22 protein-coding genes and 3 pseudogenes are annotated in these 23,627 nt (G+C 61.9%); 18 read left to right on the plus strand and 7 right to left on the minus strand.

What is annotated here, in order from left to right:
• Positions 1–20: 20 nt before the first annotated feature.
• Together NKJ55_RS15120 and NKJ55_RS15125 are read right to left on the minus strand one after the other, a co-directional pair.
• A pseudogene (locus tag NKJ55_RS15120) lies at positions 21–944 on the minus strand (tyrosine-type recombinase/integrase); the annotation flags it as partial.
• Positions 945–1,054: 110 nt separating this feature from the next.
• A complete protein-coding gene (locus NKJ55_RS15125) occupies positions 1,055–1,297 on the minus strand; it encodes a type II toxin-antitoxin system Phd/YefM family antitoxin (protein WP_352450602.1) in 243 nt (80 codons plus the stop codon).
• Positions 1,298–1,337: 40 nt separating this feature from the next.
• Between NKJ55_RS15125 and NKJ55_RS15130 the strand changes: the two are divergent.
• The 5 genes and pseudogenes from NKJ55_RS15130 to NKJ55_RS15150 form a co-directional block, all read left to right on the plus strand.
• A pseudogene (locus NKJ55_RS15130) lies at positions 1,338–1,681 on the plus strand (helix-turn-helix domain-containing protein); the annotation flags it as partial.
• 83 nt (positions 1,682–1,764) lie between these two features.
• The gene (locus NKJ55_RS15135; protein ID WP_352450603.1) at positions 1,765–2,448 is read left to right on the plus strand and encodes an XRE family transcriptional regulator; all 684 of its coding nucleotides are present in this window, start codon (positions 1,765–1,767) and stop codon (positions 2,446–2,448) included.
• Positions 2,449–3,057, plus strand: a complete 609-nt coding sequence (locus NKJ55_RS15140; RefSeq protein WP_352450604.1) for an RES family NAD+ phosphorylase — start codon at positions 2,449–2,451, stop codon at positions 3,055–3,057.
• Between the two features lie 233 nt (positions 3,058–3,290).
• Entirely contained in the window at positions 3,291–4,331 is a 1,041-nt protein-coding gene (locus NKJ55_RS15145) for a LacI family DNA-binding transcriptional regulator (protein WP_352450605.1), read from the plus strand.
• 92 nt (positions 4,332–4,423) lie between these two features.
• Entirely contained in the window at positions 4,424–4,786 is a 363-nt protein-coding gene (locus NKJ55_RS15150) for a GlcG/HbpS family heme-binding protein (protein WP_352450606.1), read from the plus strand.
• A 40-nt stretch (positions 4,787–4,826) separates the two neighbouring features.
• Here the strand turns inward: NKJ55_RS15150 and NKJ55_RS15155 are convergent, their stop codons facing one another.
• Both NKJ55_RS15155 and NKJ55_RS15160 read right to left on the minus strand, forming a co-directional pair.
• On the minus strand, positions 4,827–5,858 hold the full coding sequence (locus NKJ55_RS15155) for an L-idonate 5-dehydrogenase (RefSeq protein WP_352450608.1): 1,032 nt from the start codon (positions 5,856–5,858) through the stop codon (positions 4,827–4,829).
• Positions 5,859–5,872: 14 nt separating this feature from the next.
• Positions 5,873–6,793 carry a 2-hydroxyacid dehydrogenase gene (locus NKJ55_RS15160; RefSeq protein ID WP_352450687.1) on the minus strand — a complete coding sequence of 307 codons (921 nt, stop codon included), beginning with the start codon at positions 6,791–6,793 and terminating at the stop codon, positions 5,873–5,875.
• Positions 6,794–6,965: 172 nt separating this feature from the next.
• On the opposite strand from NKJ55_RS15160, the gene NKJ55_RS15165 reads away from it, so the two are divergent.
• The 11 genes from NKJ55_RS15165 to NKJ55_RS15215 all read left to right on the plus strand — a co-directional run bounded on the left by NKJ55_RS15165 (position 6,966) and on the right by NKJ55_RS15215 (position 15,884).
• The gene (locus NKJ55_RS15165; RefSeq protein ID WP_352450688.1) at positions 6,966–7,703 is read left to right on the plus strand and encodes an SDR family oxidoreductase; all 738 of its coding nucleotides are present in this window, start codon (positions 6,966–6,968) and stop codon (positions 7,701–7,703) included.
• Positions 7,672–8,247, plus strand: coding sequence for a gluconokinase (locus tag NKJ55_RS15170; protein ID WP_352450609.1), 576 nt, complete (start codon positions 7,672–7,674; stop codon positions 8,245–8,247). The genes NKJ55_RS15165 and NKJ55_RS15170 overlap by 32 nt, the downstream gene beginning before the upstream one ends.
• On the plus strand, positions 8,244–9,128 hold the full coding sequence (locus tag NKJ55_RS15175; protein WP_352450610.1) for an NAD(P)-dependent oxidoreductase: 885 nt from the start codon (positions 8,244–8,246) through the stop codon (positions 9,126–9,128). Before NKJ55_RS15170 ends, NKJ55_RS15175 begins: the two co-directional genes overlap by 4 nt.
• Before the next feature lie 82 nt (positions 9,129–9,210).
• Positions 9,211–10,707 carry a sugar ABC transporter ATP-binding protein gene (locus NKJ55_RS15180; RefSeq protein WP_352450611.1) on the plus strand — a complete coding sequence of 499 codons (1,497 nt, stop codon included), beginning with the start codon at positions 9,211–9,213 and terminating at the stop codon, positions 10,705–10,707.
• 19 nt (positions 10,708–10,726) lie between these two features.
• Positions 10,727–11,782 carry an ABC transporter permease gene (locus tag NKJ55_RS15185; protein WP_352450612.1) on the plus strand — a complete coding sequence of 352 codons (1,056 nt, stop codon included), beginning with the start codon at positions 10,727–10,729 and terminating at the stop codon, positions 11,780–11,782.
• A 29-nt stretch (positions 11,783–11,811) separates the two neighbouring features.
• Positions 11,812–12,747, plus strand: a complete 936-nt coding sequence (locus NKJ55_RS15190) for an SMP-30/gluconolactonase/LRE family protein (RefSeq protein ID WP_352450613.1) — start codon at positions 11,812–11,814, stop codon at positions 12,745–12,747.
• A 74-nt stretch (positions 12,748–12,821) separates the two neighbouring features.
• Positions 12,822–13,937, plus strand: coding sequence for an ABC transporter substrate-binding protein (locus NKJ55_RS15195; protein WP_352450614.1), 1,116 nt, complete (start codon positions 12,822–12,824; stop codon positions 13,935–13,937).
• A gap of 131 nt (positions 13,938–14,068) precedes the next feature.
• The gene (locus tag NKJ55_RS15200; RefSeq protein WP_352450615.1) at positions 14,069–14,404 is read left to right on the plus strand and encodes a hypothetical protein; all 336 of its coding nucleotides are present in this window, start codon (positions 14,069–14,071) and stop codon (positions 14,402–14,404) included.
• 389 nt (positions 14,405–14,793) lie between these two features.
• On the plus strand, positions 14,794–15,027 hold the full coding sequence (locus tag NKJ55_RS15205; RefSeq protein ID WP_352450616.1) for an AbrB/MazE/SpoVT family DNA-binding domain-containing protein: 234 nt from the start codon (positions 14,794–14,796) through the stop codon (positions 15,025–15,027).
• A gap of 162 nt (positions 15,028–15,189) precedes the next feature.
• On the plus strand, positions 15,190–15,420 hold the full coding sequence (locus tag NKJ55_RS15210) for a hypothetical protein (protein WP_352450617.1): 231 nt from the start codon (positions 15,190–15,192) through the stop codon (positions 15,418–15,420).
• On the plus strand, positions 15,420–15,884 hold the full coding sequence (locus NKJ55_RS15215) for a nucleotidyl transferase AbiEii/AbiGii toxin family protein (protein WP_352450618.1): 465 nt from the start codon (positions 15,420–15,422) through the stop codon (positions 15,882–15,884). Before NKJ55_RS15210 ends, NKJ55_RS15215 begins: the two co-directional genes overlap by 1 nt.
• 309 nt (positions 15,885–16,193) lie before the next feature.
• Here the strand turns inward: NKJ55_RS15215 and NKJ55_RS15220 are convergent, their stop codons facing one another.
• Positions 16,194–18,122, minus strand: coding sequence for an adenylate/guanylate cyclase domain-containing protein (locus tag NKJ55_RS15220; protein WP_352450619.1), 1,929 nt, complete (start codon positions 18,120–18,122; stop codon positions 16,194–16,196).
• A 638-nt stretch (positions 18,123–18,760) separates the two neighbouring features.
• On the opposite strand from NKJ55_RS15220, the gene ligD reads away from it, so the two are divergent.
• Positions 18,761–20,533: a DNA ligase D gene (ligD, locus tag NKJ55_RS15225; RefSeq protein ID WP_352450620.1), complete on the plus strand. Its 1,773-nt coding sequence runs from the start codon at positions 18,761–18,763 to the stop codon at positions 20,531–20,533.
• Positions 20,534–20,606: 73 nt separating this feature from the next.
• On the opposite strand, the gene xth is transcribed toward ligD, so the two are convergent.
• On the minus strand, positions 20,607–21,395 hold the full coding sequence (xth, locus tag NKJ55_RS15230) for an exodeoxyribonuclease III (RefSeq protein ID WP_352450621.1): 789 nt from the start codon (positions 21,393–21,395) through the stop codon (positions 20,607–20,609).
• Between the two features lie 155 nt (positions 21,396–21,550).
• Here xth and NKJ55_RS35640 point away from each other — a divergent pair.
• Positions 21,551–21,684 (plus strand): annotated as a pseudogene (locus NKJ55_RS35640) (IS21 family transposase); the annotation flags it as partial.
• Between the two features lie 601 nt (positions 21,685–22,285).
• Here the strand turns inward: NKJ55_RS35640 and NKJ55_RS15240 are convergent.
• Positions 22,286–23,275 (minus strand): Tim44 domain-containing protein, encoded by a 990-nt coding sequence (locus tag NKJ55_RS15240; protein ID WP_352450689.1) that lies wholly within the window; start codon positions 23,273–23,275, stop codon positions 22,286–22,288.
• Positions 23,276–23,627: the final 352 nt, after the last annotated feature.

Genomic DNA, 23,627 nt, shown 5'->3' on the forward strand with positions numbered 1-23,627 from the left:
GGGTCGGATCGAATTGCGACTCAGGCGATTATCCGCGCCGCCCGCGCGAGCGTGCGTTCCGCGTCATTGTAATAGTTTGAGGCCTGCTGCACGGAGCGATGCTGCGACTGCTGCAAGGCTTCGGGCAGCGGAATGCCGCGGCGTGCGGTTTCGGTGAGATAGCCGGAGCGCAAGCTGTGGGCGGAGAAGGCTTGCGGATGGAGCCCGGCCTCGGCGGTGCGCCGCTTCAGGATCAGATTGACGGCCTGCGGCGTCAGGACGCGCGCTTCGAGATTGCCCCGTGGTCGATGCCGCCAAACACGGCGCCGTCCCTGATCCCGGCGCACGCCAGCCAGTCATTCAAGACCAGCACAGGCCGGCCGACCAGCAGCACGAAAGCGTCGCTGTCGGCTTGCGTCTTCTCTGTGCGGCCGAGCCGTATCGACAGGCACGGCAATTTATCGCCGCCGGGAGCGTTGGGATCGGCCGGAACCGGGTCTTCGTCGACCAGCTGTTCGACGCGAAGAGCAGAAATTTCGCTGCGACGCCGGCCGCCGGAGGCGAAGGCGGTGATGAGAATCGCGCGATCCCTGACGTCAACGAGACGGTCGCCGGCGCATGTCTTCAGGAGGGCGGCCAGAATATCGGCGGTCACAGCCTTCCTGCTCTTGCGGCCGCGGATGGGCTTGGCGCGCACCGCCAGTTTGATTGCGCTCTGCAGCCCCGGCGCATTGAATTCCCGACAGGTTTCGCCATTTGTCAAGATTGACCAGCTCGACAGCCGCCGGTGCACGGTGGACGACGCGTGCGGTTTTTTTGTCACCCTTAACAGGCCTTGGGCTACCAGCGACGTCGCTACGTCAGCCGGCATGCCCTGCCGGGTCGGCCTCGCGTTTCGAAAAATCCCAAACGTGGTGAGCGACGAATTTGAGGAGCAGGGATTCCGGCGCCGGCCAAGAACAGGGAAGGGACTGGAGATTGGCCTCTCAGTCCCGCGATTGTTGTTTCGGCCGCCTCACTGTGCTGCTCGCGCAAAAGCCAGGCAGCGGCAAGGAGGCGTCGAGGGCCAGGATCGTCAGTAGCGATGCCCTTCGTGACGCCAGGCCAGGATCTCTTCGGTGGTCACTGGCTTCGCCTTGGCGCGCGCGGCGCGAACCTCGTCGATCAAGACGTCCAGCCGGTTACCCTTGTGGATTCGGGAGAGTTTTGCGATCGGATCGTTGCCGCGCGAAATAATCAATTCCTCGCCGGCCTCGACTTTCGCCAGCAGTTCGGAGAGATGGGTCTTGGCCTCGGCGACCTTCACTGTGATGGTCATTTTTCCGTCCTCGTGTGGCGTTGTACGCTTTGGCCTGCCTCTCGGCGCCAAAAACATTCCACGCGAGCGGCGCCGGCGCGCAATCGGTCCGACCGGTTGCTGGCCTCTGTCGATGCCATCCACGACGCCGCCCTGCTCGGCCTGAAGGAACATGATCGGCTGGTGCTGGCCAAAAGCCAGATGGAGCGAAAACTCCGCGACCGCCGCGCCAGCTCGAAACTGCCCGACTTGATCGAACTGGTGCTGTCGCGGCCACTTGTCTCGACAGGCCTTATCCAGGACAGCCTGAACGTGACAAAACAGGGGGCGCTCAATCTTGTCGGCGAGCTCGGCCTGCGCGAGATGACGGGCAGGGGAAGGTTTCGCGCCTGGGGGATTGTTTAGTCCGCTTCCATGATTTACGAAATTATCGAACTTGACGAACTTGCGCTCTGCAACCATATTGATGACAGCAGGAGGTTCTCATCATGGCCGCTCCAAAACGCAGTAATCATAGCGGGACCGCATCGCATGCGGGAGTTGCCGCCCTGAGCTTCACCACAAAGCTGCCGGCACAGGCAGACTTCAAGAAGGTATTGCTCGAACGCTATCAGGAAGCGATCGCACGCAGCCGCAAGATCGGCCATCGCGTATCGTTCCGGGTAGAGGTCGATCCGGCCGCCGATGCGCAGACGATCACGCCGGTCGAAGAGCAACCGATCGCTTCGGATGTGTTTCCCGTCGAGGATACAGGCAAGCCCGATGCCGAACTCGAGGCGGCTCTTGCCGAAGCGCGCGCGCGTGGCCACAAGCGTGTCGCCGAAATTGTCGCCGGCGAGGAGATGCTGAGCGCGGAAGCCTTTGCCAGACTGCTCGGCACGTCGCGCGTGACCGTCAACGCCAGGCGGCAGAGTGGGCAGGTGCTCGGCATCGATGGCGCCAAACGCGGTTTCCGCTTTCCTGTCTGGCAACTCGACAAGGACGGTCGTCCCTTCGGCGCATTGCCGGCGCTGCATGCCATGTTGGGCAACAGTGCCTGGGCCGTCTATCGATTTCTGGTGTCGCGCCATGGCGCCCTCGATGGCCGGACCGGCCTTCGAGCCCTTCAGCAAGGCGATGACGCCTCGGTTTTGGCCGCGGCGGAAGGCATGGCCAGGGGCGATTTCGACTGAATGCCCGGCGTTCCACCTCCACCCGATTTCGGGCGCGCAAAGCTCGAAATCGAGACCGTACCGCGGGGTCGGACGTTCGGCCGGATCTACTGGAGTCCCTATCCCGATCCGTTGGGATACGGGAAGTCGCCGAGCCGGTTCAGCGATCCTCGACGCCGTGTTGACGCCAACCGGTTTGGCGTTCTTTACCTCGGCGACTCCCTGAAGGTGTGCTTCCTCGAGACCGTGCTCCGCGACCGCCGCGAAGGAATCCTTGACGATCTTCCAATAGAGGAGGTGGAGTTGACCCGACGGCGATATGCGGAGATCGCGACCACGACAGACCTACGCCTGGTCGATCTCAGAGCCGACAATGCCGTCAGGATGGGTGTTCCGACCGATGTCGTTCGGGCACAGCGCCAGAACCTGGCACGCCGGTGGTCACTGGCGTTTCACGAGCACCCATCTCAGTCCGACGGGATCATTTATCCCTCGCGCCTCAATGAGGCGACCAATCTTGCCATTTACGATCGCGCGGTACCGAAGCTTCAGGCGAAGCGTGTTGTGACCCTTCTCGGCGCGCGAGGGCTGGCTCAGGTCCTGGAGGATTTCAGGGTGGGGTTGGTGTGAAGATGCAGCTCGTATCCGTATCGCTTGGCGAAGATGGCTGTAGCGCCAGAACCCAAGGCGGACATGACGACCTGGTTGTTGCCAGCTCTCGGTGATATCGATAACATTATCGAAGTCGATCCGATTCTAAGAGGTGGTGCATGAACGCGGCCGGACGCCAGATAAACCTCGTGCCCAAGTGTCTGGCGCTCCGCCTTGATCAGACCGGCGCGGCCGGCCGGTAGAGAGCGCTGATGGCCAAGGCAGCCTCATCGAGACCGGGCGAGAGCCACGCCCCGACGATGGTCGACGTGGCGCGGCGGGCAGGTGTGTCCACCATGACGGTTTCACGCGCCCTGAAAGAGGGCAGCCTCGTTTCCAAGGCGACGCGGGAAAAGATCATGGTCGCGGTCAACGACCTCGGCTACGTGCTCGACCAATCGGCCGGCAGCCTGTCCTCGCGCAAGACTGGATTTGTTGCCGCGATGGTTCCATCACTCAACAATTCCAACTTCGCCGATACGGCGCGCGGCATAACGGATGAACTGGAGAGCACGGGACTCCAGCTTCTGCTCGGCTACACCGACTATACGGTCGAGAAGGAGGAAAAGCTGATCGAAGCGATGCTCCGTCGGCGGCCCGAAGGCATCATTCTGACCGGCGGCGCCCATACGGAGCGCGCCCGCCGGCTTCTTAAAAACGCGGGCATCCCTGTAGTCGAAACCTGGGAGTTGCCGGCGAAACCCATCGATCAGGTGGTCGGATTCTCCAACGAAGAGGCGATGGGGCTTCTCGTCAAGACGCTGGCCAGAAAAGGCTACAATAAATTCGGTTACATCGGTGGCACGACCTCGCGCGACACGCGCGGCAGCCAACGGCGCGAAGGCTTTGTCAGAGCCATTGAGGAGCTCGGCCTGCCAACCGGGCGCCTCGTTTCCTTTGGCGTGCCGCCGATATCCATCGAGCAGGGAGGCCAGGCCGTCGTCAGCATGCTGGAGCGCTGGCCGGACACGCAAGCCGTACTCTGCGTTTCGGACCTTTCGGCCTTCGGCGCACTGATGGAATGCAAGCGCCGGGGCATGCGGATCCCGCAGGACATCGCCATTGCCGGCTTCGGCGACTACGAGGTAGCCGCCTTTTGCCATCCCGGCATCACCACCGTGAATGTCGACTGCTACGGCATCGGGCAACAGGCCGCCCGCAGATTGATCCAGGTGATCCGAGGCGACGAGAAACGACACGGCGAAGAAATCGTGCTCACCGGCTATCGCGTCGTCGAGCGCGAAAGCACCTGAGTTCCTGCATCGATTCAAACGCAGCGAATGCAGCCCAATAGCGATGTTTCGCAAGACCATCACCCTCACGCATGACGGTGCTTTGAAAGCCGTTGCAGCCGGAGCAGCGCGCCGTCACGATGGGCGTGCCGCAATGTCTCATGGTCGTCGATGCGAGCGGCGAAGTCCTCGCCAGCCTGCGCATGGATGGCGCGCGGTTCCTCAGCATGCGTACGGCGCAGGCGAAGGCGCGCACCGCAGCGTCAATAAATGCCGCTACTGGCGGCATGGCGTTCGAAGCGGCGCACTCAGCCGGTATCGCTTCGCAGGGCGGCGTGACCAATTTGCCTGGGGGGTTGCCGATCCGCTTCGGCGGACGCCTTGCGGGCGGCATCGGCGTCGGTTCGGGAACCGGCGAGCAGGATTTCGATGTGGCACACGCCGCCTTGGCGGCGGTTGGCGCCGACGTGATTTAATGCGATATGCCGATGCGCCTCCAGCGCAACCGAAGGATCTTCAGAACGCGATCTGAACCTTCATGGATTTGTTTCGGTCACCGGCGATGTCGAAAGCCGCGACCGCCTCGTCGAGAGCATAGATGCCCGTCAGTAGCGGTTTGACATCCACCCGGCGGCGATTGATCAGGTCGACGGCGAGCGCAAACTCCTCGTGGAAACGGAAAGTGCCCCGCATCTCGATCTCTTTCGCGACGATGAGGTTCTGCGGGATTGACAGATCGCCGCCGAGACCGAGCTGCACGAGCACTCCGCGCGGCTTCAGGACATCGAGCCCTGCACGTACCGCGCGCTCATTGCCAGAGGCCTCGAACATTATGTCGAAACTACCCTTGTCGACATTATAGGCGGCGAGCTTTTCGCTATTTATCGCGACATTGATCGTACGGTCGGCACCGATCTCCAGGGCCTTCGCCAGCACGCCCTCCATGACATCGGTGGCGACGATTTCGCGCGCACCGTGGGCTCGTGCGGCGAGGATGCAAAGCGCGCCGATCGGCCCGCAGCCGGTGACCAGAACCCGCTTGCCGAGCAGCGAGCCGGCGCGGTTCATGGCATGCAGCGTCACCGCGAAGGGCTCCGCAAACGCGGCTTCGTTGATGGAGATGTGGTCGGCTATTCTGTGGCACTGCCACGCCTCGGCGACCAGGCGCTGGCGGAACGCCCCCTGTATGTGCGGCATCGGCATGGCGCTGCCATAGAAGCGCATGTTGAGGCACTGGTTCTGCATGCCTTGCAGGCAGTAGCGACAGGCATTGCAGGGCCGGCTGGGCGAGATCGCCACGCGATCGCCGACCGCAAGTGTGGAGATGCCGTCGCCGAGGGCCCGCACCGTGCCCGCAACCTCGTGGCCAAGAATCATGGGTTCACGAAGGCGGATCGCGCCGAAGCCGCCATGGTTGTAATAATGCAGGTCCGAGCCGCAGATGCCGCCAGCCTCGACCGCGATCTCGACCTGTCCGGCGCCAGGGGAGCCCGGATCGGTCTCCTCGATCCGCAGGTCTTTTGCCGCGTGGATGACGATCGACTTCATGATGTGATCCCTTCTCAGACGACCGGTGTCAGCAAGGTCTGTCCGCCGAAATGGGCCGCGAGATTATCGCGAACGAGCTGACCCATGGCCTTGCGGGTCTCCACCGTGCCGCTGGCGTGGTGCGGTTGCAGCACGATGTTGGTAAGCTTCAGGAAGCGCTCGTCGATGGTTGGCTCGTTCCAGAACACGTCGAGCCCGGCACCCTTGATGGCACTGGATTCCAGGGCCGCGAGCAACGCGGTCTCGTCGATCGTGCTGCCGCGCGAAATATTTATGACGATACCGTCTGCTCCGAGCGCTGCCAGGATCGACGCATTAATCATGTGTTTTGTGCTTTCGCCGCCGGCGAGCGTTACGATCAGAAATTCGCTGTCGCGCGCCAGTTCGACCAGATCGCCGACAAAAGTATAAGGAAGATCGTCGCGCTTGCGGTTGTCGAAATAGGAAATCGTACAGTCGAATGCAGCGGCGCGCTTCGCCACCGCCGCACCGACGCGGCCCATGCCGACAATGCCCAGCCTTTTTCCACAGACACGCGTGACCAGCCCCATATTGCCCTTGCGCCAGCTTCCATCGCGTACATAGGCGTCGGCCTGCGGGATTTTTCGCGCCACGGCGAGCAGCAGCCCGATGCCGATATCGGCTACGTCCTCGGTTAGAACATCAGGTGTATTGGTGACACGAATGCCGTTCGCCCTGGCATAGGCAAGGTCGATGGCGTCGGTGCCCACGCCGTAGCAGGAAACGATTTCGAGCTGCGGCAGCTTTCCCATCAGCGCAGCACTTGCGCCAAGCTCGCCGCGCGTAGCTATGGCGCGGATCGCGCCGGCGTGGCTTGAGAGCAACGCGTCCTTGTCCTCGGACTGCCAAAGTTTGTGGACGCGATATTTCGCCTCAAGATCTGCCATGTCCCAATCCGGATAGGGACCTGTCATCAAAATGTCGGTCACGGCATCATCTCCTGTGCGGATTTATTTTTCCATTGACTATGTTATCGATAACATCCATGTCAATAGGGACTGGTGGCGCTGCGCTGCAAATCGTGGCCGCTCAGGAAACATTGCTCAGGAGGAGCATTTGGGCAGTTCATTGTTCGATTTGACCGGCATGCGGGCGCTGGTCACCGGCTCGGGACAGGGGATCGGCCTGGCGCTGGCCGAGGGGTTGGCGCAGCACGGCGCCGAAATCGTGCTCAACGGACGCAGCGCCGAAAAAATGAAAACGGCTGCGGATGCACTGACAGCGAAGGGACACAAGGTCCATAGCGCCGTCTTCGACGTCACCGATCATGCTGCGGTGGCGAACGGCGTCGCCGATATCGAGGCGACGATCGGCGCCATCGATATCCTTATCAACAATGCCGGCATGCAGTTCCGAATGCCGCTCGAGGATTTCCCCGCCGACAAATGGGAGGAACTCTTGCGCACCAACATCTCCAGCGTGTTCTTCGTGGGACAAGCGGTGGCGCGGCACATGATCCCGCGGCGGCGCGGCAAGATCATCAATATCGCCTCGGTGCAAAGCGAACTGGCACGGACGAACATCGCGCCCTATACGGCCACGAAAGGCGCTGTGCGCAACCTGACGCGCGGAATGTGTGCCGATTGGGCGAAGCATGGCTTGCAGATCAATTCCATTGCGCCGGGTTACTTCAAGACGCCGCTCAACCAGGCGCTGGTCGACAATCCCGAGTTTTCAGCCTGGCTGACCAACCGCACACCGGCGGGTCGTTGGGGCGATGTCGGCGAACTGGTCGGCGCGGCGATCTTTCTGGCTGGACGGGCCTCATCCTTTGTCAATGGACACACGCTCTATGTCGATGGCGGCATCACAACCTGCCTCTGAGTCCTGGTCCATCGTCGTAATGGGTGTCAGCGGCTGCGGCAAGACCAGCATTGGCATCGCGATCGCGGCTCGTCTAGGGCTCGCTTTTGTCGAAGGCGACGCGCTGCACCCGCGCGGGAATGTCGAGAAAATGTCGGCGGGCATACCGCTGACCGACGAGGATCGTTGGCCTTGGCTGGACCTGTTGGGCGCAGCCTTGCGCCATGCACATGAGCAAGGACGCGGGCTCGTCGCGAGTTGCTCGGCGCTGAAGAAATCCTATCGCGATCGCCTTCGCCATGGTGCTATCGGGCCGGTGCTTTTCGTATTTTTGAACGGTTCACGTGCGGTGCTGCAAGCCAGGCTCGCCGAGCGCCGCGGCCACTTCTTCCCGCCGGCGCTGCTCGACAGCCAGTTCGCTACGCTGGAGCATCCCGGCGAAGAACCGCTGGTGGTCACAGTGGACATCGACGCGCCTGTCGACACGATTGCCGATAAAGTGTTGCAGGGTCTTGGTGCATTTGGGGTCGGCCCTGCCAGATCAAAGAGAGGCACGTTGAAATGACGCAACCAACAAAAGTCGCCGTTGTCGGTGCCGGCATCATGGGGTCGGCGATAGCCACCCGCCTGATCGAGACTGGGCAAGCCGTAACGGTATTCGATCTGGACAAGGCCAAGGTCGCCGCCCTGACCGCCAAGGGTGCGGCTGCCGCCGCATCGGTTGCCGAAGCAACGCGGGCGAGCAGCTTCGTCATCCTCAGTCTCAACCATGCCGATATCGTGCGTTCGGTGGTGTTCGGGGACGCCGGTGTTGCGGCCGCTGCGTCGCCCGAAAAGCTGCTGATCGACATGTCGTCTATCGATCCGGCCGACACCGCTGGGATGGCCGGGAAGCTGTCTGCCGAGACCGGCATGAAATGGCTCGACTGCCCGCTTTCGGGCGGCGTTCCCGGCGCGCTGGCCGGCAGGCTGACCGTCATGGCGGGTGGCGAGGCTGAAGACTTCGAACAGGCGCGCACGGTGATGCGGCATCTCTGCACCAACTACACACTGATGGGGCCGAGTGGGGCAGGGCAGACGACAAAGCTGATCAACCAGCTGTTCTGCGCCGTACTGTTCCAGGCTGTCGCCGAAGCCGTGAAGCTTGCCGAAGCCGGCGGCGTAGACCCGAAGGCAATCCCCGCGGCACTCAAGGGCGGGCGGGCCGATTCCAGCATCATGCAGGAATTCATGGCAAAATTCGCTGCCCGGGATTTTTCGGCCACCGGCCGCATCGACAACATGCTGAAGGATCTGGATTCGCTGCAGGCCTTCGCGCTGAAAACCAAGACGCCGATGCCGATGACCGGGCAGGTGGTCGAGATCCATCGCCTGCTCTGCGCCGCTGGATTGGGGCCGAACGATTCGGCCGAGATGATGCGTCTGCTCGACGGCAAGACCAGCTGATCCGATGGCCTTATTCTTTGATGCTTGACGCCTAGAAATGTTATCGATAACATAATTTGGGCGATCTCGGGAGGAACCGATTGTGACCGAGCAAAAACTGATCGAGTTCAAGGCAATTACGAAGGAGTTCGGCGGCACCCGCGCGCTCTCCGACGTGACGCTTGATCTGCACAAGGGCGAGATCCTGGCGCTGCTCGGCGAGAATGGCGCCGGCAAGTCGACGCTGATCAAGACGCTCGCCGGCATCTATCGGCCGGATGGCGGCCAAATCCTGTTTCGCGGCGAGCCCTACCATCATCGCCCGCCGCGGCCGAACCAGCGCCAGCCCGTCGCCTTCATTCACCAGGATCTCGGTCTTATCGAATGGATGACGGTCGGCGAGAATGTCGGTCTGGCCCAAGGCTTCTCGCTGCGCTCCGGGCTCATCGACTGGCGATCGACCGAGGCGAGGGCGCATGAGGCGTTAAAGCTGGTCGGCTGTGACTTCGACCCGACGACACGCGTTCAGGATCTGACGCGTACAGAAAAATCGCTGGTCGCCATCGCTCGCGCCTTGGCTACCGAGGCCGATGTGCTGGTGCTCGATGAGCCGACCGCCAGCCTTCCCGCCGACGAGGTCGAGCGGCTGTTCGACGCCATCCGTCCGCTCAAGCAGCGCGGCGTCGGCATGATCTATGTCTCGCACCGCCTGGATGAAATTTTCCGCATCGCCGATCGCGTCGCCGTGCTGCGCGACGGCAGGCTGGTCGGCGAGAAGAAGGTCGCCGACACAAAACCGGACGAACTGGTCGAGATGATCGTCGGCCGTCCGGTCAGCCAGGTTTTCAGCAAGGCTCAAACGCAGGCCGGCGAGACGATCTGCGCCGTGCGCGACCTGGTCTGCGCCGGTGCCGGCCCGGTGTCTTTCGACGTGCGCAAGGGTGAGTTGCTCGGCCTGGTCGGCCTGCGCGGCGCCGGGCAGGAACTGGTTGGCCGGGCGCTGTTTGGCTGCCAGGCCTTTTCCGGCACGGTGACGATCCGCGGGGCTGCGCCGGACCTGTCCAGCCCGATCGCGGCGATGTCGTCCGGCATCGGCCTGATCGCGCGTGACAGGACCGAAGAATCAATCGCTGGATCCTTGTCGATCCGTGAGAACAGTTTCCTCAATCCCGGCGCCGGCAAGCGCGGCCTGTTTTCCTTCCTTGCGCCTCACAAGGAGGCTGCGCTGGCGCAGGCGATCGGCAGTTCCGTCGGGCTGCGCCCCAACGATCCGAACCTGCCGATAGAGGCGCTGTCGGGTGGCAACCAGCAAAAGGTGGTCGTCGGGCGCTGGCTGCACACCGGGCGTACGTTGCTGATCGCCGAGGATCCGACGGCCGGCGTCGATGTCGGCGCCAAGGCTGAGGTCTACCGGCTGATCGGCCGCGCGCTTGAAGCCGGCCTCGCCGTCGTCGTGGTGTCGACCGATTTCGAGGAGATTGCCCACATCTGCCACCGCGCTTTGGTGTTTTCGCGAGGACAGATCGTTCGCGAACTCACCGGCAAAGACCTCACCACATCCGCCGTGATCACCGCGGCATCGGTTTCCGAAGCCGCCTGATCTTTCTGGGAGCGAACTCATGCAATCGATCGAATCCAGCGCCCTCGAACCGACCCGCGGCGAGATGGCTGATTTGTCCATGGGGCAGAAGGTCATCCGGCTGCTGCCGGTCTACGGGCTGGTTATCCTGACGGTGTTGCTGATCCTGTTGTTTTCGATCCTGCTGCCGAACACGTTCCCGACGCTGCTTAACCTGCGCTCGATCATCTCCGACAAGGCGATTATTGCGCTGTTGTCGCTGGCGGCGATGATCCCGATGGCGTCGGGACGCATCGACCTCACCGTCGGCTACGGCATTGTGCTGTGGCACATCCTGGCCATCAGTCTGCAGACCATGTTCGGCATTCCGTGGCCGCTGGCAGTGATGATAGTGCTGGTTCTCGGCGCCGCGACCGGCTTCCTCAACGGCCTGCTGGTCGAAGTCGCCCGCATCGACTCTTTCATCGCCACGCTGGGCACCGGCACCGTGCTCTATTCCTTGGCGCTTTGGCACACTGGCGGCCGGCAGGTTGTCGGCGTGTTGCCCAACGGCTTCTACGCGCTCAACGGCACGATGGTGTTCGGGCTGCCGATCACCGGCCTCTACGTGCTTGGCATCGCCGTCGCACTGTGGATCATTCTCGAATATCTGCCGATCGGCCGCTACGTTTATGCCATCGGCGCCAACCCGAAGGCGGCTGCTCTCAATGGCATTCCGGTGCGCCGCTTCGTCATTGGGGCGTTCATCTCCTCGGGCTTCCTGACGGCGCTGACAGGAGTGTTGCTCGCCTCCAAGCTTCGCATTGGCCAAGCCAGCGTCGGACTGGAGTATCTGCTGCCGGCTCTCGTCGGCGCCTTTCTCGGCTCGACCACGATCAAGCCTGGACGAGTCAACGTCTGGGGCACGATGACGGGCGTCATCATCCTGGCGGTCGGCATTTCCGGCATCCAGCAGTTCGGCGGCTCGTTCTTCGTCGAGCCATTGTTCAACGGCGTCACGCTGCTCGTCGCCATAGGCATTGCCGGCTACGCCCAGCGCAAGCGCGGCGCAGCGCAAAGAAACAGGACCAAGACCGTCGCGCAGCCCTCGAAGTGACAAATCGAGCCAAACCCGTGGATCATGGAATGAACGACTACGAGGTTCTCGACGATCGGTTCGGCAAGCTGATGATCGGGCATGCCAAGCTCGAACTTCTATGGAGCGGTAGCCGTTGGGCGGAAGGACCGGTGTATGTCCCCGCCGCAAGGCATTTGCTGTGGTCGGACATCCCGAACGATCGGCTGCTGCGCTACGACGAAAGCGATGGTTCCGTCAGCATCTTCGAGGCCCATTGTAACTACCAGAACGGCCACACACTCGATCGCGAAGGCCGCGTCGTTGCTTGCGAGCATGGCGGGCGCCGTGTCTCCCGGCTCGAGCATGACGGGCGTTGGCAGACGCTTGTCGAAACCGTTGCAGGCAAGCGGTTCAATTCACCCAATGACGTGGTGGTCAAATCCGACGGTACGATCTGGTTCACCGACCCGGTCTACGGCATCGAAAGCCACTACGAGGGCAAGATCGCCAGAGCGGAGGTCGGCGGCTCCCATGTCTACCGGTTCGACGAGCTTTCGGGTGAGGTGAGCGCCGTTGTCACCGACATGGTGCAGCCGAACGGCCTGGCTTTTTCGCCCGACGAGACGATCCTCTACGTGTCGGACAGCGGTGCCAGCCATGTGCCCGGCCTGCCGCGCGCGATCAAGGCCTATGACCTTGCCGCCGATGGCCGGTCGGCGCGCGCAGGCGGCATCTTCGCCGAGTGCGGGGCAGGCCTCTTCGATGGTTTTCGCGTCGATCGCGACGGCAACATCTGGGCCTCCAGCGCCGACTCGGTGCGCGTCCATGCGCCGGACGGAACCCTGATCGGCCGTATCCTGGTTCCCGAGCTCGTTTCCAATGTCTGTTTCGGCGGTCCCAAGCGCAACCGCCTCTACATCACTGCGCAGACATCCCTTTACTCCATCTACGTCAACGCACATCCGGCCGGCGTTGGTCCGGTGGCGGGCGACATCAGCCGGTGACATGTCGTCAACTCCAATCGAAAGCCGAGTTTTGAAAGACCATGCAATTTCTTGAAACCAAGGGAGGTACCAACATGCAACGCAGAACATTCCTGAAATCATCCGTCGCCTTGATGGCCATGACAATCGCTGCTCCTGTCCTGTTCGCCGGCCAGGCACGGGCGGACGCCACAGCCGACGCCATGGCGGTGGTCCAGAAATATGCGCAGAAGGTCACGGCCTGGGATGGCCCGACCACCGGTCCGAAGGCGCAGCAAGGCAAGACGATCGTCGTGCTCGCCGGCGACCTCAAGAACGGCGGCATCCTGGGCGTCACCAACGGCGTCGAGGAAGCAGCCAAGGCGATCGGCTGGGACGTCAAGGTGATTGACGGCGCCGGCTCGATCGGCGGCCGCACCGCTGCCTTCGGCCAAGCCATGGCGTTGAAGCCGAATGGCATCGTCATCAACGGTTTTGACGCGGTCGAGCAGGCGCCGGCGCTGGAACAGGCCAAGGCCGCAGGTATCCCGTTGGTCTCCTGGCATGCCGGACCGGTGATCGGGCCCGACGAGAAAAGCGGCGTGTTCGCCAACGTGTCGACGGATGCCATGCAAGTCTCCACGGCCGCGGCCGACTGGGCCTACGCCGATGCCAAGGGCAAGCCCGGCGTCGTCATCTTCACCGATTCGACCTATGCCATCGCCATCGCCAAAGCCGACAAGATGAAGGCGGAGATCGAGCGGCTGGGCGGCAAGGTGCTCGAATATGTCGACACGCCGATCGCCGAGACTTCGCAGCGCATGCCGCAGCTGACCACTTCGCTGCTGCAGAAATACGGCGATGCCTGGACGCATTCGCTGGCGATCAACGATCTCTATTTCGACTTCATGGGACCCTCACTTGCCGCCGCCGGCAAAGCCGGTACCGACGCGCCGATCAATGTCGCCGCCGGCGACGGTTCGGAATCGGCCTATCAGCGCATTCGCGCCGGTCAGTTCCAGAAGGTGACCGTCGCCGAACCGCTCAACTTGCAGGGCTGGCAATTGGTCGACGAGCTGAACCGCGCCATCGCTGGAGAAAAATGGTCGGGCTATCTGTCGCCGCTGCATGTGGTGACGGCCGACAATGTCGAGTTCGACGGTGGGCCGAATAACGCATTCGACCCCGGCAATGGCTACCGCGACGCATACAAGAAGATCTGGGGCAAATAGGAGCCCGGCGATGCGGGCGCAATACGCGATGCGCCCGCATCGCATTCGCACGACAAATCCACGAATTGCACCGCGACCTGCCCTTGCCGCCCGGCGGCCATCCCAGCGCAGAAAATCAGGAAACCCTCGCCATGATCATTCGCTACGCCCTGTTCGAAGGCGAAATCCACCCCGGACGCGAGAGCGAATTCCGGCGCTTTGTCAGGGAAAGGCTAGTGCCGTTGTGGACGCAATTTCCTGGAGCCGAGGAGGTGCGCGTTCTGGATGGCACGGCACGGGATGAGGGCGCCCCCGTCTATGCCATGGCGCTCGCCATCCGTTATCCCGACATGGACGCCTGCAAGAAGGCGCTGCAGTCCGATGTTCGCTTTCAGAGCCGCGATGTGACTGGAGAGCTGCTCAAGATGTTCACCGGCCGTGTGCATCACCATGTTTTCGAAGCGAACGAGTTTCCAACCGCTCGATAGGATGATCAAAAAAGCGCCACACGACAATCGCCGACGCACGTCCAAAGACGGACGTCCCCTGGTTCTCGGTCTAATTCAGAAAGCAGTCAGTTGTTGGGACTCGAAAAAGAGGAGTGAGAAGGCGGGAAGCGGACTTGCAGCGGCTCGGAATGACTTCGCGCACAGTTGGTGAAGCGGACGTTCGGAACTGTTGCTAGTCACTTTGCGAGGATGGCCCTGCCCCAGTCCAGATGAACTCAAGATGGTCGCGGCGATGCCGCGTTCCGAAGGTCAGCGGCGAAGGATCTGCGGATGTCCCGTTCGCGGCTAACCGCTCAGGCAACTCCCGATACTTGAATCCATCGCGCGGAGGTAATACCGTATTTCCAAGTGTCCTTACAGAGGCTGCAATGACAACGACCGTAACCGCAAAAGGTCAGGTGACCATTCCCAAGCCCGTGCGCGATCTCTTGGGGATCGCACCGGGCAGCCAAGTGGATTTTCGCCGCGCCGCCGACGGCAGCGTGGTGTTGGTTCGTGCGGACGAAAAACGGCCGGCGAGCCGCTTTGCCAAGCTGCGCGGCCATGCCGGCAAGGGGCTGAGCACCGAGGCGATCATAGCTTTGACGCGCGGCGAAGCGTGACGCTGGTCGACACCAACGTTCTGCTCGATCCCGCGCGCTTCTGTAGCGATTGTGAGTCTCGCGAGCCATTTGCAGTGCCCGAGTCTCGCAGCTTGTGCCCGATCCACGAATTGACTATTTTGCATGACTACGAGTGAGCATCTGGCCTTGGTTCTGACGACAGTGAACGCGCCCTACAGCGAACAGCTCGACGGGGTGGCGCTGGCTCATTGTCTTTCGGATCTAGATCTGGCGAAGCAGTATCCTGGGCAGGTCAGTGCCTTCCTTGGAGAAGTGCCGGTCAAGCAGCAGATGGAGTTCGCCGCCGCGCACCAGATAGCGGTCGATGATCTGAAGGCTTTCGCGGCCCATTTCTCTGCCTGGTCCGGCGAGAGCTATCAACTCGCTGCCTGATGATCGAGGTCCATAGCCGTCGTCCGTCCGAATGGCGGCGGCTTTTCGCCATTGCTGCCGATCTGATCGACCAACTCCGGGAGAAGGCCGGAGGTTTTGAATTCGAATGGTCGTTTGGCGGCGGCACGGCGATGATGATCCAGATCAACCATCGCGAAAGCCACGACGTCGATATCTTCCTCGACGACCCTCAGCTACTCGGCTTCATTGACCCATCCAAGAGCCAACTGAGCTTCAGCACGGGCCCTGCCGCATATGACGGCGACGGGACGAGGTTTCAGAAATTCGCGTTCGAGGGCCTGGGCGAGATTGACTTCATCGTGGCCGGGGCCCGGCGTCCTCCGGGCATTTCCGGATCGTGTCGCTCGAACAAGGGAGCGGCTTGCAGAGCTGAATCCGGAGTTCGTCAGACGGACGATCGCACAGCTCATGATCATGCCAGACTACGAGGAGATGGCTGCTGATAGCCTTGCCATTGCAACAGCCCTGCTCGAAGAGGTGCTGTCGCCAGCGACATCATCCTGACCAACACCGGCAGCCGGCTTCGAGCGGGACCTTTTTGAGCCCAGACGCCTTGGTGAGGTTGGTCCGCAAGATGGGAGTCTTTGAGCGACCCCGAGGGGAAGGTCGTTCGCGCAGGACGAATTCACGCCGATGACCCTTTCGAGACCTTGCGGAGCCGAATTCTCTTTTTGGAAGTCGACATTAGCCGGAACCAGCATTCGCGCCGGCTTCTCCAAGCCGCCGATCAACGGCATGGAAGCGGCATGGCCCTAGCCTGCTTGGGCGTGGCGAACGTCCATACGGGGCGGTGCTGACGTTGCGACTTTGCGAAGCTGAAAGACTTCCGTCGCTTCGCCGCGCCCGCGCAACCTGTGCTTGCCCGCCGGGATCGTTTCGAACTTTTCGTCGAGCCGCGAAACAGTCTCGCCGGAAATCGCGATGGCGGTCGCGGTATCTGGTGCGAGCAACTTGCCGAGTTCCTGAAGCCGCTGGCTGATGTTCACGGTGTCGCCGACGATTGTGTAGTTCACGCGATCGGATGCGCCGATATTGCCGACGATGACGGAGCCCGTGTGGATGCCGATGCGGACGTGAAGCGGAGGCCGGCCTTCGCCAGCCGCTTCCAGATTGTCCTTGTCCAGCTCCTCGCGGATCGCCGCGGCGGCGCGGACGGCCGCGGCGGCATGGCCCTTCAGACGATCCGGCGCGCCGAAGAACGCCAGCATGCCGTCGCCCAGGAACTTGTCGACAGTACCGCCATGTGCATCGACCGCGCCGCACAGGATCGCGAAGTGGTGGTTCAGCAGCCTGGCCGCGGCTGCGGCGTCCATCTGCTCCGACAGCGTGGTGAACCCGACGATGTCGGTAAACATGACGGTGACGACCGCTTCGCGCGGTTCGGCGATGCCGATCTCTCCGGTGCGCACCAGCTTGGCCACCAGCGAGCGCGGAATATAGGTCGAGAATGCACGCAGACCGATCAGCATGGCGTTGAAGGCCGAAGCCTGGTTGTCCAACTCCAGAACCCTGCTGCGCGGCAGCGGAGTCACGCCGTCGAGATCGAAATCGGCAACGCGCATGGCCTGGCCGGCGATCGCCTGGATCGGTCGCGACAGGCGGCTGCCAAGCAGGATCGCGACGATGACCGCCACGGCCATCGCCCCAAGACCGAGCAGGGCCGATCCCAACACGCGCTCGATCTCCTTGCTGATCTGACTGGTCTCGAAATACGCGCCGAGCGTCCAGGGCTCGTTGCCATAGCCTGCGATCTTGCGGGTGATGGCGATGTAGGTGGCGTCGCCGCTCCACTCGGACGCATTGTCCACGCTGCGGTCGATCTCGGCGATTTCTATGTCGCGGGCGCGGCGCGTGTCGAAATCCCGCTCTACCTTCCGCGCGCTATAGGCGGTCAATACCGGATCGCCATACGTGGCCAGCGGCGTCAGCGGCAGGACGCCGTTCTTCAGAGCGTCGGGATCGGCCAGCCTTTGGTCGGCGAGCACGCGGTCTTCGCCGTCGAGAATGAAGGCATGCGTGCCAAATCGCGATGATAGCTCCCGCGTGATATCGGACAGTTTCTGCAATTCGACCGCCGCGATCACCCAGGCCTGCGTCACGCCATCACGTGCCAGCGGCACTGAGACATGCGCGTACAGGCCGAACTCGTTGGCTACGAATGCCCCCCATTGCCTGCCGCCGACCCGTCTGCGTTGTTCGAGGGCGGCGCGGACTTGGGGCGACTTCTCGGGCTTGGCCGGAAAATGCTCGATGGCGCCCGTTGCAACGTTGTTTTCGACTGAGCGCGCGGCGCCACGGCAGACCAGGTCGGGGGTGCAGATCAGCATCGCCTCGACCCCCGAGGCGGTAGCCAGAGCACCGGCAACGGCTGCAGACATCGCCTCGTCGTCGATCTGGAACTCGCCCTGGGCATACAGCTGCGCGATGCCGTCGACCGCGTTCTCGGCGTCCCCCATCTCTGCGCGCAGCGAGTCCTCCATCGCATCGATCAGGAGTGTCGACTGGGCGCCGAGCAAGTCGAACGTGTTGCGAAAATTGGCGCCGACCGACAACGCGAGCACGCCCCCGACCGACAGGAATATGAGGCTGCCAAAACTCAACGCCATGATGACCGCAATAGGGATGCGACGCCGCTTCTTTTCGGGGCGGGCCAGACGCACTGGTTGTGCGGACGTGCTCATGCAACAAGTGTCGCAATGCGCCACCGAATTGCAAGCCCCGTGACGGCTTTAAAGAGGGCGCGCCCCGAATGCACGAGCCTCCTTGCTTCCGTGCCTAGTGCATCAGCCGAATGTCCACTTCGGAATGTGTCTCTCAATTTCTGCTCATGGCGCGCCCGTTCCGGTTCAAATCGATCGCAGCAATGTGAGGCTTCCACCCAACCGTTGCTCATCCATGGCAGCCGCAATGAACGGCTATTCACAAAGCGGACCTTTGGTGAGGACAGAAATTGCCGCTTGCCCCGATGCAGCCATGAAAGGAGAGTCCATGTCAGGACGCACATCAGATCAGGATGGTGCAAGGAGGCTCGGCGGACCCCGACACCTCGACTACGACTACACGGCGGTGCAATTGCGGTGCGACTACGATCCGCGCCACGCAAGCCTCCCAAGCCGCTGGCTATTGTCATTGCATTTTGGCTGGCGGCAGATCGAGCCATAGCAAATCCGCCTCCAGCTCGCGCCAGTCCTTGCTATGTGCGCGGCTTGATAATTGATGCTAATTCCAACGGAACCATAAACTGCCCCAACATACAATTTCGCTAAAATGCCCCGGAACCTATTGCTGCTCTGCGTCTTGAGTCGCCGTCGGAGGGTGCATGCGTAACGCCACAGACGGGCTTTCTTTCATTGAGTTCCAGTCGCCGACGCTGGTCGAGAATGCGCCCGAGGGCGGTGAATGGCTTCATGAGATCAAGTACGACGGCTACCGCACCGAACTGATCATTGAGGGCGGCAAAGCGAGAGCCTTCACGCGCCGTGGCTACGACTGGTCGCACCGATACCGACGAATTGTTCAAGCGGCGGCGGGCTTGCCGGTGAAGTCGGCGATCATCGACGGGGAGGCTGTCGTTCTCGGCGACACTGGCCTGCCGGACTACCAAGCGTTGGAACGGGAGTTGGGCAACCCAGATTCGCCGAGGCTCATCTTCTACGCATTCGACCTGCTGCACCTCAACGGGCGCGATCTGCGGCAGCAGCCGCTGGTAAGGCGTAAGGCAGCCCTAGAGAAGCTGCTGAAGAACTCAGCCCCGACATTGACCTACGCCGAACATCTGGAGTTGGGCGGCACGGACGTGTTTGAACATGCCTGCCGTATGGGGTTGGAGGGCATCGTCTCCAAGCGCACCGATGCCACCTACCGCTCAGGGGTCCAGACCAGTTGGCTCAAGGTGAAGTGCATCAAGAGCGACACTTTCCCCATCGTGGCATTTGTCGAGAAGCTGGGCGCTCACCCGCGCCGCATCGCATCCCTCTACATCGGTCGCCGCGAGGGCGACCGACTGCTCTATGCCGGGAAGGCCCGCAGCGGCTACACCTTGAGCGTTGCTCAAGTGGTTCGAGAGCGGCTCGACCCGCTGATCATCAGCAAGTCGCCTCTGTCAGAGCCCATCGTGAAGCCGAAGGCGACGTGGGTCAGACCAGAGGTGCTGGCCGAGGTACAGTTCAGCGGCGTCACTGATCGCGGCGTGTTGCGCGAGGCAGTATTCAAGGGTCTGCGAGAAGACCTGGTGGCGATCCCGGCCAAGCCTCCGGCGCCCTCAAAGCGACGTGGGCCAGCCCAGGAACATGGCATTCCCAGGGAGAACATCCTGCAATTGCTGCCCGACGCGGTCTCGCCCTCCAAGGAAGAGCTTGCGCGCTACTGGCAGAGGGTTGCCGATTACGCACTTGTCCATCTCGGCCACCGACCGCTGAAGCTGGTCCGCCATGCTCTCGGGGCAACCTTCTACCACAAGGCCGCGCTGCCGAAGATCCCCGCAGCAGTGCATCAGTTGCGCGTTCAAAAGCGCGATGGTGGCGAAGGTGTGCGCGTATGGGTGGACGACCTTGCCGGCTTGCTGGGGCTGGTCGAGATGGATGCGGTAGAGCTGCATCCCTGGAACGCTACTGTTGACGACATCGAACATGCCGACCGGGTTGTTCTGGACCTTGATCCGGGCGAGGGGGTCGAGTGGGACAAAGTGATCGAGACCGCGCTAACGCTCCGCGACATCATGGAAGCGGAAGGTCTGCAGAGCTGGCCGAAGGTGACGGGCGGCAAGGGAATTCACCTGATGGCCCCACTTGAGACGAAGATCACGCACGACAATGCCCGGCTCCTTGCCCGATCGTTCGCCAAGCGCCTCGCTGAAGCCCATCCTGATCGCTATCTGCTCTCCGCCGCGCCTGCAGCCCGAAAGGGCCGCATCTTCATCGACTACCTTCGCAATGGGCGCGGCAACACGGCGGTCGGCGCCTTCTCCCCACGAGCGCGACCCGGCTTCCCAATCGCCCGTCCCGTGACCTGGAGCCAGGTGGAGGCAGCCATCCGTCCGGATGCGTTCACCATTGACCGTCCGTTTAGGGCGGCTGCCAGAAAAGCAGCGTGAGCAATCTCGCAGCGCATTCTATAGCAGTGGGCGAAGACGCCCAGCGATTCCGCCGAACATTCGATCATGTCAACTACTTGCCGGACGGGTCGATCTCTATCCAGGCGGGCACATGATCACTCGGCTTTTCCCAGCCTCGCAGGTCAGCATCCACGCCCGCGTCACGTAACCTGTTCGAAAGTGATGGGCTGACGAGAAGGTGGTCCATCCGCAGGCCGGAATTCGGATCATAACCGCCTCGGTAGGAGAAGTTCCAGTACGTGTAGATGCCTTTCTCCGGATGAATGCAGCGGACGGCATCCATCCAGCCATTGTCTAGCATTTCGGCGTAGGCCTGCCTGCTCTCCGGAAAGTAGACTGCGTCGCCCATCCAACGTCTCGGCACCACGGCATCGATCGGCGTTGGCACGACGTTGTAGTCGCCGCACAGAACGCTTGTGATCCCCTCCTTGAGCAGTAGCTGGCCGTAGCTGATCAGACGGTCGAACCAGTGGAGCTTATAGTCGAATTTCGGGCCGGGCGCTGGATTGCCGTTGGGCAGGTAGATGCACCCCACGACGATCCCATCCACCTCTGCCTCGATATACCGGCTGTGAGTATCGTCAGGGTCACCCGGCAGGCCGCGTCGACGCTCCAGGGGCTCCTTTCCCCGTGCGAGTATAGCTACACCGTTGTAGGACTTTTGCCCGTGCCAGATCGCGCCATAACCGGCGTTCCTGACGGCTTCCGCGGGAAATTTCTCATCCGAAGTCTTCAGTTCTTGAAGGCACACGATGTCATAGTCGGTCTGACCCAGCCACTTGATGAGCAAGGGCAGGCGACCGTTCACGCCGTTGACGTTAAAGGTTGCGATACGGGTCATCCGAAGTTCTCAACAACCCTCGGCGATTTGAGCATGGAAGGCTCAGATGTTGATGCTTGCATCATGGCGGCAAAGGGAGTGTCGGCCGAATTGAGAAACTGACCCCCTGACGAAATGAAGAACTGCCCCCCCCTCGGTTATGAGAGGAGGCATGGATGACGATTGGGATTTCGGCGATTCCTGCATTGTCGAGAACGATGCAGGGAGAGGAGATGCTTGAGCCTGAAGAGGTGGCAGCGATGCTGCGGCTGCATGAGCTTGGCTGGGGGCGAAGCGACTGGCGAAGGAATCCGATATGGCCGAGCCACAGATCTCAATTCTTAGCGGCAAGGCGGGCGATCTTGCGAAGGGTTGAACCGAAGCACGGCTCGATCTTGTGGACCACATCGGCCATGGGTCTTGTCCGACCGGACCCGCAGCATGTGCTGGACGGCGTCCTTGCCCTGCCCGGCAGGTCGGCCGACTTCGTCGCTCGTCGTGCGAAAGACGTCCGCAATCGTGCGCGGAGCGAAGAAGCCATTGTCGGAGTACTGGGACCAGTGCCATTCTCACTGCCTAATCACAAAATGCCTCATAACCTGACGAGATATAGCGTCAAAATGGCATATCTTTGAGAGAAGAAGCTGATAATGGGGAATAATAAGCCGTGACCATGCGGTGTTTAGCTGGTCTATTCACCGCAGAAATTGCGGCAAATGATCTTGCATATGCCGTTTGTCGCTCGGCACTGGCCAAGTCCATCGGGCTCAAGGTGAGGCCGGCGCGCGCTGGTGAGCCACCGCATCAGTCCGTGACGGATTGATCAAGCGCGCGAAAAGGGCGCTGGCCTTCGAGTGGTAGCGCGAAACCTGAACAGCCTCTGCGCAGACATCTCAATGAAGGCAAGCACATCAGCCAGGCTGCTGTATTGCGGCAAGCTTCCAGTCACCGCCGTTCTGCCGCGTAAAGGTCCACAGTTCGGCCGTCTCCGTCGGCTGATCGGCCTGGCCCTCAACGATCTTGCCGCTGATGCGGTCGCGGGTCACGTCGCGAGACTCATAGCGCAAAGCAGCCGTCGCGTAGTCGCGATCACCCTCCCGCCAACTTTCCGCAATATCGGCCTCCAGCAGGCTGACGTCCGACACGTCGTTCCTGAGCCCCTTTTTGGCATTGTCGGCAAGTTCCTCGGACAGATAGGACACCATCTCGGGCGTCACCACCCGGCGCAATGCAGCATGGTCCTCGCGCCCGAATGCTTCCTGAACTTCCGTCAGCCGGTGCTGGAACGTGTCCAGATCGGTTTGGGTGAGAGTGATCTCATCGGAAGCATTGTCTTGGTTCGTTCCGCCATATCCTGACCCAATGCCTGGAATGGGGAACGCTGCGGTGTTGCTCGGGTCAGGCCGGGCTGCAGCGCTTCGCCCAAAGGTCCCGGTGCCTCGCGAGGCACCGGCCATAGCGGGTGCCGGGTTTTGCGCCGCCTGCGAGCGGAAAAAGCGGATCGCCAGCATGATCGCGCCGCCGAACAGCAGTACTTGGAGCAAAAGACCCAACATGCCGGCCAAGCCGCCGAACCCATGGCCCAGAAGAACGCCGATCAAACCGCCGAGAAGCAGCCCACGCATCATCGATCCGCCGAGGCCGTTGAAAAACCCTGGACGCTGAAATGCCTGCGGCTGACGGGCCGCATTGTTCGCGGTCGCATTGGGCGACATCGAGCGCTCGACCGGTGCGGCCGGTTGCGGCGCAACTCTGGTCGGCGGGACCGGCTGGAAAGTGCGCATGCCGCGACTGCCGAAGCTGCCGCCACGGCGCGCATCGGCGTGATCCACAGCGACTATGGAAAATGCCAGGAACAACCCCGCAAACAAAACTGCAAACCGTCCCCAACGCGAAATCAGCATAGGCAAGTCCTCAAGTGACACTCTTTCCGCCCATATGGGGTGCGTCGATCGAAATATCAGTGAATCGTCCGCCGAGATATTTTCGGGCGGCATGGTCGGCCGCCCGCCGGTGTTCACGACGAGAATGCCTGCCCTACCCAAGCGCGATGATCGCTGTTCGACCACGCAGGCTCCCGCACCCGGCCGACCGGCATCGGTCGCGTCAACAGCATCGCTCATGCAAGCCAGTGGTCATCGATGTCCCCGGCGATGATGCCGAGGTTCCCGGCGAAGACTCGATTGACTTACAGCTTTCCTAAGTACTATCAACATATCTGGAAAACCTGCCATACAGGTTTGCCCACTCCTG

The sequence above is a fragment of the Mesorhizobium sp. M0106 genome, from assembly GCF_040322715.1.
Lineage (GTDB): Bacteria > Pseudomonadota > Alphaproteobacteria > Rhizobiales > Rhizobiaceae > Mesorhizobium.

Coding starts and splice junctions, on each gene's coding strand:
- NKJ55_RS15125 (WP_352450602.1), bottom strand. CDS start 1,297: ATGACCATCACAGTGAAGGTCGCCGAGGCCAAGACCCATCTCTCCGAA.
- NKJ55_RS15135 (WP_352450603.1), top strand. CDS start 1,765: ATGGCCGCTCCAAAACGCAGTAATCATAGCGGGACCGCATCGCATGCG.
- NKJ55_RS15140 (WP_352450604.1), top strand. CDS start 2,449: ATGCCCGGCGTTCCACCTCCACCCGATTTCGGGCGCGCAAAGCTCGAA.
- NKJ55_RS15145 (WP_352450605.1), top strand. CDS start 3,291: ATGGCCAAGGCAGCCTCATCGAGACCGGGCGAGAGCCACGCCCCGACG.
- NKJ55_RS15155 (WP_352450608.1), bottom strand. CDS start 5,858: ATGAAGTCGATCGTCATCCACGCGGCAAAAGACCTGCGGATCGAGGAG.
- NKJ55_RS15160 (WP_352450687.1), bottom strand. CDS start 6,793: ATGACAGGTCCCTATCCGGATTGGGACATGGCAGATCTTGAGGCGAAA.
- NKJ55_RS15165 (WP_352450688.1), top strand. CDS start 6,966: ATGCGGGCGCTGGTCACCGGCTCGGGACAGGGGATCGGCCTGGCGCTG.
- NKJ55_RS15170 (WP_352450609.1), top strand. CDS start 7,672: ATGTCGATGGCGGCATCACAACCTGCCTCTGAGTCCTGGTCCATCGTC.
- NKJ55_RS15175 (WP_352450610.1), top strand. CDS start 8,244: ATGACGCAACCAACAAAAGTCGCCGTTGTCGGTGCCGGCATCATGGGG.
- NKJ55_RS15185 (WP_352450612.1), top strand. CDS start 10,727: ATGCAATCGATCGAATCCAGCGCCCTCGAACCGACCCGCGGCGAGATG.
- NKJ55_RS15190 (WP_352450613.1), top strand. CDS start 11,812: ATGAACGACTACGAGGTTCTCGACGATCGGTTCGGCAAGCTGATGATC.
- NKJ55_RS15195 (WP_352450614.1), top strand. CDS start 12,822: ATGCAACGCAGAACATTCCTGAAATCATCCGTCGCCTTGATGGCCATG.
- NKJ55_RS15200 (WP_352450615.1), top strand. CDS start 14,069: ATGATCATTCGCTACGCCCTGTTCGAAGGCGAAATCCACCCCGGACGC.
- NKJ55_RS15205 (WP_352450616.1), top strand. CDS start 14,794: ATGACAACGACCGTAACCGCAAAAGGTCAGGTGACCATTCCCAAGCCC.
- NKJ55_RS15215 (WP_352450618.1), top strand. CDS start 15,420: ATGATCGAGGTCCATAGCCGTCGTCCGTCCGAATGGCGGCGGCTTTTC.
- NKJ55_RS15220 (WP_352450619.1), bottom strand. CDS start 18,122: ATGAGCACGTCCGCACAACCAGTGCGTCTGGCCCGCCCCGAAAAGAAG.
- ligD (WP_352450620.1), top strand. CDS start 18,761: ATGCGTAACGCCACAGACGGGCTTTCTTTCATTGAGTTCCAGTCGCCG.
- xth (WP_352450621.1), bottom strand. CDS start 21,395: ATGACCCGTATCGCAACCTTTAACGTCAACGGCGTGAACGGTCGCCTG.